The sequence below is a fragment of the Paenibacillus sp. FSL K6-2859 genome (genome assembly GCF_038008265.1).
GTDB lineage: Bacteria > Bacillota > Bacilli > Paenibacillales > Paenibacillaceae > Paenibacillus_AQ > Paenibacillus_AQ nitricinens.
Map to the genome: position 1 here is coordinate 4225091 of NZ_JBBOYU010000001.1, position 13455 is coordinate 4238545.

Genomic DNA, 13455 nt, shown 5'->3' on the forward strand with positions numbered 1-13455 from the left:
GGCTGTAAGCCGCCTTACGTGAGATTTAAAAACAACACTTATAATATGTCTTAGAAGCTAAGTTATTATGCTGGAGCTTTTCTCCAACTGAAGATCAGGTAATCCATCCACCATTTGGACTAATAATTTGGCCAGTAATATACCCGGACTCAGGCAAAGCCAAAAAATAAATTAGTGAAGATATTTCATTAGGCGTAGCCAAACGCCCTACTGGAATCTCATCCTCCAGCATACGGACTTCATCCTCCTGTAAATTGGACAACATGTTCGTATTAACCGCTCCTGGAGCTACCGCGTTAACCGTTACACCAGATGGAGCCAGCTCTTTTGCTAAAGCTTTTGTAAAGGCATTCACTCCGCCTTTGCTAGCCGAATAAGCTACTTCGCAAGAAGCTCCAGTGATTCCCCAAACGGAAGAAACGTTGATGATACGACCATAACGTTGCGATACCATGTACGGCATGAAGATTTGACTGCACATAAAGGTTCCCTTCAAGTTAATGGACATAATGTCATCCCATTCCTCTTCGGTCACGTCAGCGAGCATTCCGTAATGCGATTTACCGGCATTATTGACGAGAATATCCGGCTGCACCCCATTACTCTCAAGCTTTTCAGCCATACGTACAATCTGACTACGATCCTTCATATCGGCGTTTACTGTCATTACCTTTGCCCCAAGGGCCATGCAACGCCGCGCGACATCATTCGCAGCTTCATGTGAGTGTTTGTAATGAATAACTATATTCATCCCCACAGAAGCAAATCGTTCCGCAATGGCGCCGCCGATCCCTCCGCTTCCCCCTGTAATGAGCACTGTCATTTCCCCTAGTGGTTTGCTGCTCTCTCCCAAAACGCTCACCTAAGGACTCACCACCAATGAAACGGCAAGCTGTTCCCATTTTACATGGGCTTGCAGACGCTCGTTAACTTCCGCCAAAGTAATCGACTCATACATAGGCAGAACTTCAAACAGGTCACCACCGCGGAACTGGTAGCGTGTAAACTCATGTGCAATACTTTCAGGGGAATTAAGCATACGCAAATATCCGCCTATTTTCTTTTTCCGTGCCCGCTCGAAATCCTTCTCCGAAAAGCCAGACTTTAAGATTAGATCTACTTCTTCTTTAATTCGGTTTAACAGCAGATCAGGATCCTTCGTATCCCCACCCATTGCAGAAAAAGCATACTGCGGAGAACTATTAAATTCATGTCCAAAGCTGTCAGAGATCAATTCCTCATCATATAGCTTTTGATACAATACTGTGCTACTGCCTACCAACAAATCGAGCATTAGCTTCGTTATCAGATCGCGTTTTAGAGAAGCCTCACCTGTTAGATCTTCTACTTTTTCCTTAAAACCAAACATGATTTTAGGCATCGAAACAGCAAGCTTGCTTTCTAGCCGTTTTGTAGCGACTTGTTCGGGTTCATCTTCAAAAATACGCTTGATTTCACCCTGCTTGCCGTAGGTTTTACCTTTTTGGTTAGCGCGAATCAAGGAGAATACTTTCTCCGGGTCCACACCCCCAACCACGAACAACAACATATTGCTAGGGTGATAAAAAGCGTTATAACATGTGTACAGCGTTTCTTTCGTGATCGTACTAATCGATTCTACCGTACCTGCAATGTCAATCCGAACCGGGTGTTTCGAATACATCGCTTCAATAAGGCCAAAATACACGCGCCAGTCCGGATTATCAGCATACATATTGATTTCTTGTCCAATAATTCCCTTTTCCTTTTCTACATTTTCATCTGTAAAATAAGGTCGCTGAACAAAATCAACGAGCGTACTAAGATTGGTCTCTATATTCTCTGTTGCTGAGAAAAGATAAACGGTCTGATCAAAGCTTGTAAAAGCATTGGCCGAGGCTCCATTTGAAGCAAAGGTAGCAAAAATATCGCCTTCTGGCTCTTCAAACATCTTGTGCTCTAAAAAGTGAGCTATACCATCAGGAACAGTGGTCTCTTCTCCACCTGCGACATGAAAATGGTTGTCAACGGAACCGTATTTAGTTGCAAATGTAGCATAAGTCTTTTTGAAGGTTGGTTTCGGCAACACATATACCTGAAGTCCGTTATCCATGACCTCATGATAAATGGTCTCTTGAAGTCTGTCGTAATGAATTTGTTCCATCGTTATTCCTCCTTTCCTGTCAAGAAATAAATCGTATCCAGCTGAAAGGTTTCGGCAGCGGCTTTTACATCTTCAGCACCGATTTGTTCCACCTGCCCCAATAGCTGATCCGCTGTCCGTTCTTTTCCTGACAACTGGCGGTTGAAGTCGTAAGAGATCATTTCAAAAGCAGAATCCGGAATCTCGGAAAGCTGATTGCGGATCATAGCTTTGGTCTGACTCAGTTCCAGATCACTGATATTGCCAGCTTTCATCTCTTCCAATTGCTTCTCTATAATGTCCACGGCTTTGCCGTAATTTTGCGTTTCGATGCCGGATTGAATCGTTCCAATGCCCTTGTGGCCGTCATAACGAGACGAAGCATAGTAGGCAAGGCTTGCCTTCTCACGTACATTCACGAAGAGTTTAGAGTGTGGATACCCTCCTAATATACCGTTGTACATAATCGCGGAAGCGTAATTATCATCCTTATAAGTAATAGAGGTACGCAGGCCCAGGTTCAACTTGCCCTGACTGACATCCAGCTTCTCTTCTACAGTCCGTACCTCATTAACCGATACTGGTATGAACTTAGAGCTATATAAGCCCACCTCGGACTGAACCCGGCCGAAATGACGCTGTACAAGCTGTTCTACTTCCTCAGTGGTTGTGTCACCCACTACATAAAGATCAAGGATGGCTTCATCCAGCCAGGAATTATACGATTCATACAAACTTTTCGGAGTGATTTGATCCAGGTCCGCTCTTTGACCCAGAGGGTGAAGACGGTATGGCTCCTTGCGGCACATTTCCTCAATACAGCGTTCAGCGGCGTAACGTATCTTGTCATTTACGATAGACTCCAGCTTCTTGCGAACGGTTTCACGCTCTGTTGCAACATACGAAGGCCGGAAGCTGCTGTCTTCAACTAATGGACGAGTCAGTACTTCACCTAAGAAAGCGAAGGATTGTTCAAGTAAGCTCTCCTGGCTTTGCACAAAAGAGTCATTAATCGTATCCATGCGGAACTGAACGATTTGATAATCGCCTCTTTTATAAATATCAAACCCGAACCCAGCGCCATACAGCTCCTCTAAACGCTCGCGGAATTGCGTAGTCTCAGGATAAGTCGCGGTACCTCTGCGAAGCACGAATGGAGCCAGTGCAGTAGAGGTTACTGTATTCTCATCAAGAGGGATCCCTGCATAAAGTGAGATCGCATAGGTCTTGAACGCCTTGGTTGGCATAACGTGAATGCGCAAGCCTCCTACGGTGCCATGCTGAAATACATTATTAGTCAAGTCCAAAACTCCTTTACGGCGTGGATAGTTACTCTACATCATGTTTATGAATTATTAACCATTCTAAACCATTCCAAAGTAAGGAAGCAACCGGAAGCCTCTTCCCGGTTGCTCTTTGAATTCTCTATCCTACTGTTCTACATACAGAAAATATGCTGACCTATCGTCTTAACCTGAGGCCGGCTCCAAATCCATTTTGAGGTAGCCGTTTTAGGGTTGAAGTAATACAGACATCCTCCGGATGGATCCCAACCACTGAGTGCTTGCTGTACTGCCTTACGTGCTTGCTCATTTGGCTCCAGATAGATTTGGCCATCGGCTACAGCTGTAAATGCTCTCGGTTGAAAAATAACACCTGACGGCGTATTCGGGAAACTAGGTGATTTCACACGATTTAAAATGACCGCAGCCACAGCAACCTGGCCTTCAAAAGGCTCACCTCTGGCTTCTCCATACACGGCATTGGCCATGATCTTCAGATCATTCTCCGATAAACCCATCGAATTGCCTGAAGACAACCCTGGAGAATTCGATTTATCTGTCGTATTTGTTTTATTGCCAGTGTTTCCCTCTGCTGTCTTATTTCCCGTGCCCGTAGAAGGCTCAGTCGGCTTCCAGTTCTTCGTGGCGTTATACAGCTTCAGCTTCGTTTTGGCACCTACAATGCCATCAGACTTCATTCCGAACTTCCATTGAAACCAAGTGACTGCATTCTTCGTTTTCGGCCCAAACTGACTGTCTATTTTTCCGGCATAATAACCTAAATGCTTTAATCGTCCCTGCAATTCATAGACATCCTGACCCGTGGACCCAAGCTTAATGGGTGTTGTACTGAAAGCCGGCAAGGCTTCTTCGTCAGGATTATTTAACTCGTGGACAAATGACGCAGCAGCACTTTGCTTGGTCTGAACAATGCCATTCCCCTTGAAAAACGTTCCTGCAAACGGCGCGGCAGCAAGTGCAAGAGTTAAAGCAGCAAATATCCACATCTTTTGTTTCTTCATAGGGTTCGCTCTACCTTTCTTTTGTAAGTTCTGCATGGATGGCTAAAGTTATTATGACGACTGTCAGCGCATCCTATGCATTACTAAAAAGAAGAAATAGCTTTCCATTGTAATTGAGAATGATTATCAACTATAATCGAAATAAGAAAACCATGGAGTTGATATGAATCATGAATTTAAAGGACTACATTTTACTGTGGAACCACGCATTAATTGAAATTATAGATATACGTCATACTTCTCAACCTTTTAGTGATATGAATTCACAATAGTCCAAGTAACAGGTTCGCACTTTTAGGGAAAAACTCCCTAAAAATATTCGATATTTCCTAATATTGAATGAACTCAGGGAATTCCTCCCTAAAAATCAGGCTAATTCCCTGATTTCTTACCAAACCAGACGAATTATAGGGAGCTTTTCCCTAATTGTAATTCTGAGGACCATAATATCAGTATTTCAGGGAGAAATTCCCTAATTCTTTAATGCAGCTTCACAAAGACCATTATTTGAAGGGGCGTTTACACTTTTTCAGCAGAGTAAGGGGCGGTGCCCAAGTAGTACAAACTACTTGAGCACCGCCCCTTCTCACTGTCTATTAAATGCTAGAACTGACTTGTCCAGCTTAAGAACTGATCTTGTTATGCTGATATTGCTCCAGTGACACAAGCACCTCACGCGGCTTGCTGCCCTCGTATGGCCCAATGACCCCACGAGCCTCCATGGAGTCAATCAAACGGGCTGCACGGGTGTAACCAACCCTCATCCGGCGCTGTAGAAGCGAGACCGAAGCCTGCTTCGCTTCAAGCACGATCGTTACGGCCTGCTCATATAACTCATCCTGAGGTTCCTGATCTTCTGCGATTGTGTCATCTACCTCTGGAACAATAGACTCATCATATTCTGCTTCCCCTTGACTGCTGACATATTGAACGATCGTCTCAACCTCCTGATCGCTCATAAAAGCACCCTGTACTCGAATCGGTTTAGAAGCCCCCATCGGTAAGAACAGCATGTCTCCTCGACCCAAAAGCTTCTCCGCGCCTGGCATATCCAGAATGGTTCGAGAGTCTACATTGGACGATACACCAAAAGCTATACGAGAAGGAATATTAGCCTTAATCAAACCTGTAATGACATCTACGGAAGGACGCTGGGTAGCGATAATTAGATGAATACCAGCTGCACGCGCCATCTGTGCGAGTCGACAGATAGCATCCTCTACATCGTTAGCGGCAACCATCATCAAATCCGCAAGCTCGTCCACAATAACAACAATATAAGGAAGAATAGCCGCTGGATTCTCAGCCATCAGCTTATTATAGCCTTCCATGTTCCGTGTTCCCGATTTGGAGAAGAGTTCATACCTTTTCTCCATTTCCACAACGATCTTCTTTAAAGCTAAGCTCGCCCGCTTCGGATCAGTAACCACTGGAGCCAGAAGATGCGGAATCCCATTATAGACATTCAGCTCTACCATCTTCGGGTCCACCATCAGGAATTTGACTTCATCAGGTTTAGCTTTGTATAAAATACTCGTAATAATCCCGTTAATACAAACCGATTTACCAGAACCCGTTGCACCAGCCACCAATAAATGGGGCATCTTCGCTAAATTACCGATAATTGTCTGACCCGAAATATCACGTCCAAAGGCAATCGATAATCTGGACTCTGCTTCCTGAAAGATCTGTGTTTCCATAACTTCACGCATAGTAACAACAGACACTTCGGAATTTGGCACCTCTATTCCAATTGCTGATTTACCCGGAATGGGTGCTTCCATACGTATATCTTTGGCAGCAAGAGCAAGTGCAATGTCATCCGTCAGATTAACAATACGGCTAACCTTAACACCAATATCCGGCTGAATTTCATACCGTGTAACCGCTGGACCTCTAACTACTTCAAGAACCTTTGCCCTTACACCAAAGCTCTCAAGTGTAGCTTCTAGCTTACGGGCTGTCTGCATATAATCATTCTGATCTCCCGCTTTGCCGCTGTTGTTAGGTTTAGCTAGAAGACGGAAAGATGGCAGCTTATAAGGCTTTGGTGGAGGTGGTGCTGGTGGTGCAGGAACGATCTCGCCATCCGGAGTAGCACTTAGCAATCCATTCAAGTCTATGTTCACATTCTCCTCAGGCTCATCTGAAATCTGTTGATGAATTGGATTAGCCCCAGTAACAGGAGCTTTGCTAGTAACACCACGAGCCGCTGGAGAGAATTCACTCCAATCCTCCCTATCTTCCTCATTCAACCCTTCTGAGCGGATATGCTCAAAGAAGTCGCGGATAATTGGCGTCACAGGTTCCATATCCATATCTGCATCATCAAAATCCTGATGAATATCCTCAAGTGAAGTCACACGACTATCTACAGAAAGCCCGGAAATGATCGGACCGTGCGAAGCACTTGTTACAATTGGACCTTGATCATCATTCCCAGAATCGGCTTCCGCCTCTGAACGGGTGGAGCCTGAGAACCAACCGGATATTTTTTTCAAAAGAACAGGTTGCTTGCGGTTAGGTAAATATCGATCGTCTTCTTCCTCTTCGTCATCTTCTTCATAGACAGGCTGCTTCACCTGCCGAGTCTTAGCCTGGGCAGCTGATTTAGAAGGTCTAGCCGCTACCGGGACTGCCTTCGGACGGTTTGCCGCATGGAGACGAATCCCCTCCACAAACTTAACCGTACGAACTCGTAAAAGAGTAATAATCTCTACATAAGAGAGATTTGTAATTAACATAAAGCTGATGGCAAGCATAACTATCATGAGCAGCTTAGCGCCCAGACTACCAAAGAGCCACAGCAGCGCAGCATACTCCAACCCGCCGATATATCCACCACTTATATCCTTACCCAGCATATAGACATTACTATTGTTAACACCAGGCGAAAGAGATCCCGAAAGATCATTATGTATTTGTGTCATCACGTTGCCAGGATGGAGCAAGGACAACGGGCCAAGCTTCTGCTCCATTGCAGAAATCGTACTCATAAGGCACATGGAAAGCAGAAGCAAAAGCACGCCTGTATGCCGACTGTTCCAAGAAGAAGGCCATCTTCGATGGATCATAACCATAAGCCCATAAAAAATACCAATAAGCGGCAACACAAAATAAAATCTCCCTAATAAATAACCCGCCATACTTGAAAGTGACCGCCCTACCGCCGCTTCACCGGACAGAGCAATAACGGATATCGTTATTAGTAAAATTCCATAAATTTCATATTTTAAAACGCTGCCGAGCAGCGCTTTTTTCTTTTTCTTTTTTCGTTTAGCCACGCCAGCCACCCCCGGAACAACATTATACCATATAATGGCGTGGCGTACCTATGTTCTCTTTTGTCAAAAATTGAATCTTTATGTTAACGTAATTATCGCTCCTGGAGAGAACGACGGATCCAAATATCGCTCCAAAGGACAATCCAGCAATCTTACTATGCGCGCGCGTCCTTCCTCCATCGGCTCAACCTGCATGAGCATCCCTTGAACACTTACTTCTCGCGTTGTAGCGTAATTATTAAAGGCACCCTCCCACACCTGTTCCATCGACATTATCGTGTAGAGTGTCATTGCGTAAGCCCTCCCGAAATCGCAGCTGTAGGCGCTGCAGAGAAATCTCCACCAATCATCCGGTTAAGATGCGCTAAGGCAGCTCCGATCCCGCCCACCTCATCCATGAGACCATATTTAACGGCGTCCAACCCCCCAACGGCTGTTCCAATATCACGATTGAGCTCACCTGTCTTAAACATGAGATCACGGAACTGTTCTTCAGAAATCCGAGAATGAGAAGTAACGAATTTCACTACACGCTCCTGCATTTTTTCCATGTATTCGAACGTCTGTGGCACTCCAATTACTAAACCATTCATACGAATCGGATGTATCGTCATCGTTGCACTTTCCGCAATAATTGAATACGTAGAGGATACAGCGATCGGAACGCCAATACTATGGCCCCCTCCAATGACTACTGTTACCGTTGGTTTAGAGAGCGAAGAAATCATTTCGGCAATCGCTAGACCAGCTTCTACATCTCCACCAACCGTATTTAAAATAATAAGCAGACCTTTAATATTCTTATTCTGTTCAGCTGCCACCAGCTGGGGAATGATATGTTCGTATTTTGTCGTTTTGTTCTGAGGAGGCATTACAATATGGCCTTCAATTTGACCGATGATCGTTATGCAAAAGATATCCGGTTCACCAGTAGGTACCGCTGTTTGTCCAAGCTCTTTCAGTGCACCCATTGTAGTGGGCGGCATATTTTCATTTGTACTTGGATTTCCCTCTTGTGGTATAACTTCCTCATTCTTTGCTCCATTTGATCCATTCATGTAGTTCATCTTCGCAGCTCTCCCTTTTCTTATGCAGCTCTGGTCTGCAATAGCCTTACTAACTTTCATTAGTATGACATTTCAGGGCCCCGCATTATGCAAAGCTCTCCTCATGATGTGAATATAAACAATACAAAAACCCCTTTTCCCGTAGAAACCGTCCAATATTTCCGGGGAAAAGGGGCCAATGCCCAAGCTATATATTTATTTAAGGAGAATTCTCCTCACACTTCCATGATAATTGGCAAAATCATCGGTCTACGACGCGTTTGCTCATATAAGAAACGACCGAGTGAATCTTTTACGCTTGTTTTAAGCGATGCCCACTCATTTACTTTCTCACTCATCAGGCGCTGCAGTGTACTGGAAACAATTCGGTTCGCTTCGTCAAGCAGTCCTTCGGACTCACGGACATAAACGAAACCACGAGAAATGATGTCAGGTCCGGAGACAATTGCACCATTCTGTTTGCTTAATGTAACCACGACAACCAAAATACCATCTTGAGACAGTAACTTACGGTCACGCAATACAATATTACCTACATCACCTACACCCAGACCGTCAATCAATACGTTACCAGCCGTTACTTTACCAGCTTTACGAGCGGCACCGCCTTGAATTTCCACAATCTCACCAATTTCAGTGATGAAAATGTTCTGAGACTCTACGCCAACGGATTCTGCCAAAAGCGCATGTTTGCGTTGCATACGGTATTCACCATGAATTGGAATGAAATATTTTGGTTTCATCAGATTGAGCATAAGCTTAAGCTCTTCCTGGCTACCGTGACCAGATACGTGAACGCCAGAATTGGAACCGCTATAAATTACGTTAGCGCCAAGACGGAACAATTCATCAATGGTACGACCTACATATTTCTCGTTACCTGGTACCGGTGTTGCTGCAATAATAACAGTATCACCTGGCAAGATATCTACTTTACGATGACTGGAACGTGCCATACGGGTCAATGCAGACATTGGCTCGCCTTGGGATCCTGTGCAAAGAACAACGACACGGTTCGCTGCCATTCTGTTCATTTCTTCAGGCTCGATCAGCATACCGTCAGGTACGTTCAGATATCCAAGCTCAGAAGCAATAGATACAACGTTTACCATACTACGGCCAATTACTGTAATTTTACGACCTGTGGATTCTGCCGCATTAACCACTTGCTGAATACGGTGCACATTGGAAGCAAAAGTTGCTACAACGACACGTTGTTCAGCTTTGCGGAAAATATCTTCCAGAACAATACCAACATTCTTTTCAGATGGGGTAAAGCCTGGTTTCTCAGCATTTGTACTATCCGACAAAAGAGCAAGCACGCCCTTCTGACCAATTTCAGCCATCCGATGCAGATTTGCAAATTGACCGTTGACTGGAGTGTGGTCAAATTTGAAATCTCCCGTATGAACTACGTTACCCTCCGGTGTTTCGATGCATACACCGACGGAATCAGGAATACTGTGATTGGTTCTGAAGAAAGTAACTTTGAGTGAACTTCCCAGTTGAATTTCTGAATCTTCATTGATCAGAATCCGTTTGGTGTCACCCAGTAAGTTTGCTTCCTTCAATTTGTTTTCTACAAGGCCTAATGTAAGTCTTGTTCCGTAAACCGGAACATTCAAATTCTTCAGGACATATGGGAGACCACCGATGTGATCCTCGTGTCCGTGGGTAAGTACAATTCCTCTTACCTTGTCACGGTTCTCTGTCAAATAAGAGATATCAGGAATTACAATATCAATACCGAGCATATCTTCTTCCGGGAACTTAAGTCCCGAATCCACGACTACAATGTCAGCTCCATATTGAATGACATACATGTTTTTCCCGATTTCTCCGACTCCGCCCAATGCGAAAATCATCAATTTATCGTTGTTGTTTTTTTTGGACAAATGAATCTAACCCTCCTATGATGTTGGACGTCATACTTTTATTGGTAAATATTGAACTTCGATTATTTCAGCGGCGCTGAACACATTCTTCAAACAGCTGATAGCTTCCTAATTAACAAGGATATTCCTGATATCTGTAAAATGCGCAATGCGAAAGCTCCCGATTCCGGGCAGTAAAGTTCATATTGAAACGGACAAATGCCGTCAAAATTCACCGTCGCGCCCCTCGCGCGAAGACATTTCAATCATTTACACAGACTCATCTTGGGACCTATCCTGTCTCACAATGTAAACCATTGACGGAAGATTACCGCATATTTAATTTTAACCGCACCCAGTCACTTAAGATCATTATACATGATTTTTTTGGCAAAAGACAAGTCACCCTATCTCGTATCCAAATTCTTTCCTTAAATGTGACCCATTATTTTAGCAAAATATAATAAATATAAAAACCGGCTCTCCACAGGAGAAGCCGGTTTAAACACAAGAATATCATTGTTCAGCACTTAGTGAAATAGCGCTTCAATAAAGGCCGCTTCCGCTTCCGTAGGTGAAATAAGCGGCAATCTGACGCCTCCAACAGGCAGACCCTTCAGAGTTAAAGCATATTTGACCGCGGAAGGATTCGGTAGCGGTTGCGGGCATTCGAATAATCCCTTAAAAATTGGGAACAGTTTCCGATGAATCTCTCCCGCTCGCTGCACATTTCCGGAGCTGTATGCATAGATCATTTCTGACATCTGTGCACCAACCACATGACTAGCTACGCTGATAATTCCGTATCCACCTACAGCTAGACTAGCTAAGCCCGCTGAATCATCACCAGTATATACACGGAAGTCATCGGCAGACGCAGAAGCGATAAGTGTCACTTGATCAACAGATGCACATTCTTTTGTCGCAACAATATTCGAAATTTCTGCAAGTCGAAGGGTTGTGTCTACGCTCATACTCACACCCGTGCGACCGGGAACATTATACAGCATAACTGGCAATGAAGTCTCCGAAGCAATCGTAGAAAAATGCTGATAGAGCCCTTCCTGATTAGGCTTATTGTAATAAGGAACGACCAAAAGTACGCCATCCACACCTATTTTCTCCGCTTCCTTCGTGAGGTGAATAGAGTGCTTCGTGTTATTACTGCCTGTTCCAGCAATAATTTTACAGCGACCATTCGCCTTCTCTAGTACGAAAGAAAACAGCTGCAGTTTCTCCTCATCACTTAACGTAGGGGATTCCCCAGTTGTGCCACAGACAACCAAAGCCTCTGATTTCTGTTCCTCAATTAAATAATTGACAAGCTGTGAAGTTACATCCCAGTTGATTTCTCCATCCCCGTCAAAGGGAGTTACCATGGCTGTTATTAATCTTCCGAAATCCACTTTGAATTCCTCCTTAGCGGTGCAATTCAAACATAGCGTGCAGCGAACGCAGGGACTGCACCATATCCTCTTTCTTCACCAGCACCCAAATCGTTGTATTCGAATCTGCGGATTGGAGAATCTGAATATTTTGTGAGCTAAGTGCCTCAACGATACGAGCCATAATACCAGGCACACCATTAATTCCGCCTCCGATAACGGAAACTTTTGCACAACCTGATAAGCTCTTAGGACGCAGGCCCAATTGCTGAAGAACTGAGATGGCCTTTTCTGATTTGTCATCGAACACAGTATAAAGAGCTTCCGTAGGTGTTACATTAATAAAATCAACGCTTATTCCGTTGTCAGCCATACTTTTAAAAATTTGCAGTTGAACGCCCGTACCATTTCCATCTGGACACTCCACAGAAATCTGTGTGACGTTGCTGACATATGCAATCCCTGTTACGAAGCGATCTACAATGCCGCCAGACTGAATGTCGTTGAATCCTTCTGGATTCGTAACCAGCGTTCCTTCATTCTCAGAAAATGTTGAACGAACACGTACTGGAATTTGTGCCTGCATAGCAATCTCAACCGCACGCGGATGGATGACCTTTGCTCCTTGATGAGCCATATTACAAATTTCTGTATAACTAACATAAGTTAACGGTTTAGCATCTTCAACGATCCGCGGATCTGCTGTAAGAATCCCATTAACGTCTGTATAGATATCAACCATATCTGCATGAAGAGCAGCACCCAGTGCAGTCGCAGAGGTATCACTTCCTCCACGTCCTAAAGTCGTCAAATCACCCGCTTCAGTCTGTCCTTGGAACCCTGTCACTATAACCACTTTACCTTCACGCAATTCGCGGAGAACTCGTTCAGGACGTACATCTAGAATTCTTGCATTGCCATAGTTGCTATCGGTCAAGAAACCAGCCTGAGCTCCCGTTAATACCGTAGAAGCAATCCCTTCATTCTCCAGCAATCCACAAAGTGTAGTCGCAGAGATAATCTCACCACAGCACATCAAGAGATCCTTCTCACGCTCTGGAAGTGAATCTCCATTCTGTACGGCCCAATCCAGCAGCGTATCCGTTGCATAAGGTTCTCCGCGTCTGCCCATAGCCGAAACAACGATGACCAGACTATAGCCACTAGCGAGCTCCCGTTTGACATTACGAATGACGTGCTCTCTAGCTTGCGGTGTTGAAAGTGATGTTCCTCCGAATTTTTGTACCAGAATACCCATGTATAATTCCTCCATTATTGTCAAAGCAAACACACTAATCGTTCGTAAATAGAATTCATTTCGTTTCTAATGAGAAATTCCTTTACAGTACGTAAGCTTATTTCTTAAGTAATTTTCTTTTAATTTGAAAAATGGTTGTACCGCCCTCGAAATGAGGACG

General features: G+C 44.3%; 10 protein-coding genes. All 10 read right to left on the reverse strand.

Annotated elements, in window-relative coordinates:
- Positions 1-94: 94 nt before the first annotated feature.
- On the reverse strand, positions 95-823 hold the full coding sequence (gene ymfI, locus MHB64_RS18845) for an elongation factor P 5-aminopentanone reductase (protein ID WP_341136101.1): 729 nt from the start codon (positions 821-823) through the stop codon (positions 95-97).
- A 39-nt stretch (positions 824-862) separates the two neighbouring features.
- On the reverse strand, positions 863-2143 hold the full coding sequence (yfmH, locus tag MHB64_RS18850; protein ID WP_341135148.1) for an EF-P 5-aminopentanol modification-associated protein YfmH: 1281 nt from the start codon (positions 2141-2143) through the stop codon (positions 863-865).
- A 2-nt stretch (positions 2144-2145) separates the two neighbouring features.
- Positions 2146-3423 (reverse strand): EF-P 5-aminopentanol modification-associated protein YfmF, encoded by a 1278-nt coding sequence (yfmF, locus tag MHB64_RS18855; protein ID WP_341135149.1) that lies wholly within the window; start codon positions 3421-3423, stop codon positions 2146-2148.
- A gap of 137 nt (positions 3424-3560) precedes the next feature.
- Positions 3561-4427, reverse strand: coding sequence for a spore cortex-lytic enzyme (gene sleB, locus MHB64_RS18860; protein WP_094870303.1), 867 nt, complete (start codon positions 4425-4427; stop codon positions 3561-3563).
- 623 nt (positions 4428-5050) lie between these two features.
- A complete protein-coding gene (locus MHB64_RS18865) occupies positions 5051-7711 on the reverse strand; it encodes an FtsK/SpoIIIE family DNA translocase (RefSeq protein WP_094877309.1) in 2661 nt (886 codons plus the stop codon).
- Positions 7712-7789: 78 nt separating this feature from the next.
- On the reverse strand, positions 7790-8002 hold the full coding sequence (locus MHB64_RS18870) for a YlzJ-like family protein (protein WP_042128829.1): 213 nt from the start codon (positions 8000-8002) through the stop codon (positions 7790-7792).
- On the reverse strand, positions 7999-8778 hold the full coding sequence (locus MHB64_RS18875) for a ClpP family protease (protein ID WP_179281594.1): 780 nt from the start codon (positions 8776-8778) through the stop codon (positions 7999-8001). The genes MHB64_RS18870 and MHB64_RS18875 overlap by 4 nt, the downstream gene beginning before the upstream one ends.
- 215 nt (positions 8779-8993) lie before the next feature.
- On the reverse strand, positions 8994-10673 hold the full coding sequence (locus MHB64_RS18880; RefSeq protein ID WP_042189403.1) for a ribonuclease J: 1680 nt from the start codon (positions 10671-10673) through the stop codon (positions 8994-8996).
- A 509-nt stretch (positions 10674-11182) separates the two neighbouring features.
- Complete coding sequence (gene dapA / locus MHB64_RS18885; protein WP_094870281.1) at positions 11183-12058, reverse strand: 4-hydroxy-tetrahydrodipicolinate synthase; 876 nt, start codon at positions 12056-12058, stop codon at positions 11183-11185.
- A 13-nt stretch (positions 12059-12071) separates the two neighbouring features.
- A complete protein-coding gene (gene dapG, locus MHB64_RS18890) occupies positions 12072-13295 on the reverse strand; it encodes an aspartate kinase (protein WP_094870282.1) in 1224 nt (407 codons plus the stop codon).
- Positions 13296-13455 lie beyond the last annotated feature (160 nt).

Coding starts and splice junctions, on each gene's coding strand:
- ymfI (WP_341136101.1), bottom strand. CDS start 823: ATGACAGTGCTCATTACAGGGGGAAGCGGAGGGATCGGCGGCGCCATT.
- yfmH (WP_341135148.1), bottom strand. CDS start 2,143: ATGGAACAAATTCATTACGACAGACTTCAAGAGACCATTTATCATGAG.
- sleB (WP_094870303.1), bottom strand. CDS start 4,427: ATGAAGAAACAAAAGATGTGGATATTTGCTGCTTTAACTCTTGCACTT.
- MHB64_RS18870 (WP_042128829.1), bottom strand. CDS start 8,002: ATGACACTCTACACGATAATGTCGATGGAACAGGTGTGGGAGGGTGCC.
- MHB64_RS18875 (WP_179281594.1), bottom strand. CDS start 8,778: ATGAACTACATGAATGGATCAAATGGAGCAAAGAATGAGGAAGTTATA.
- dapG (WP_094870282.1), bottom strand. CDS start 13,295: ATGGGTATTCTGGTACAAAAATTCGGAGGAACATCACTTTCAACACCG.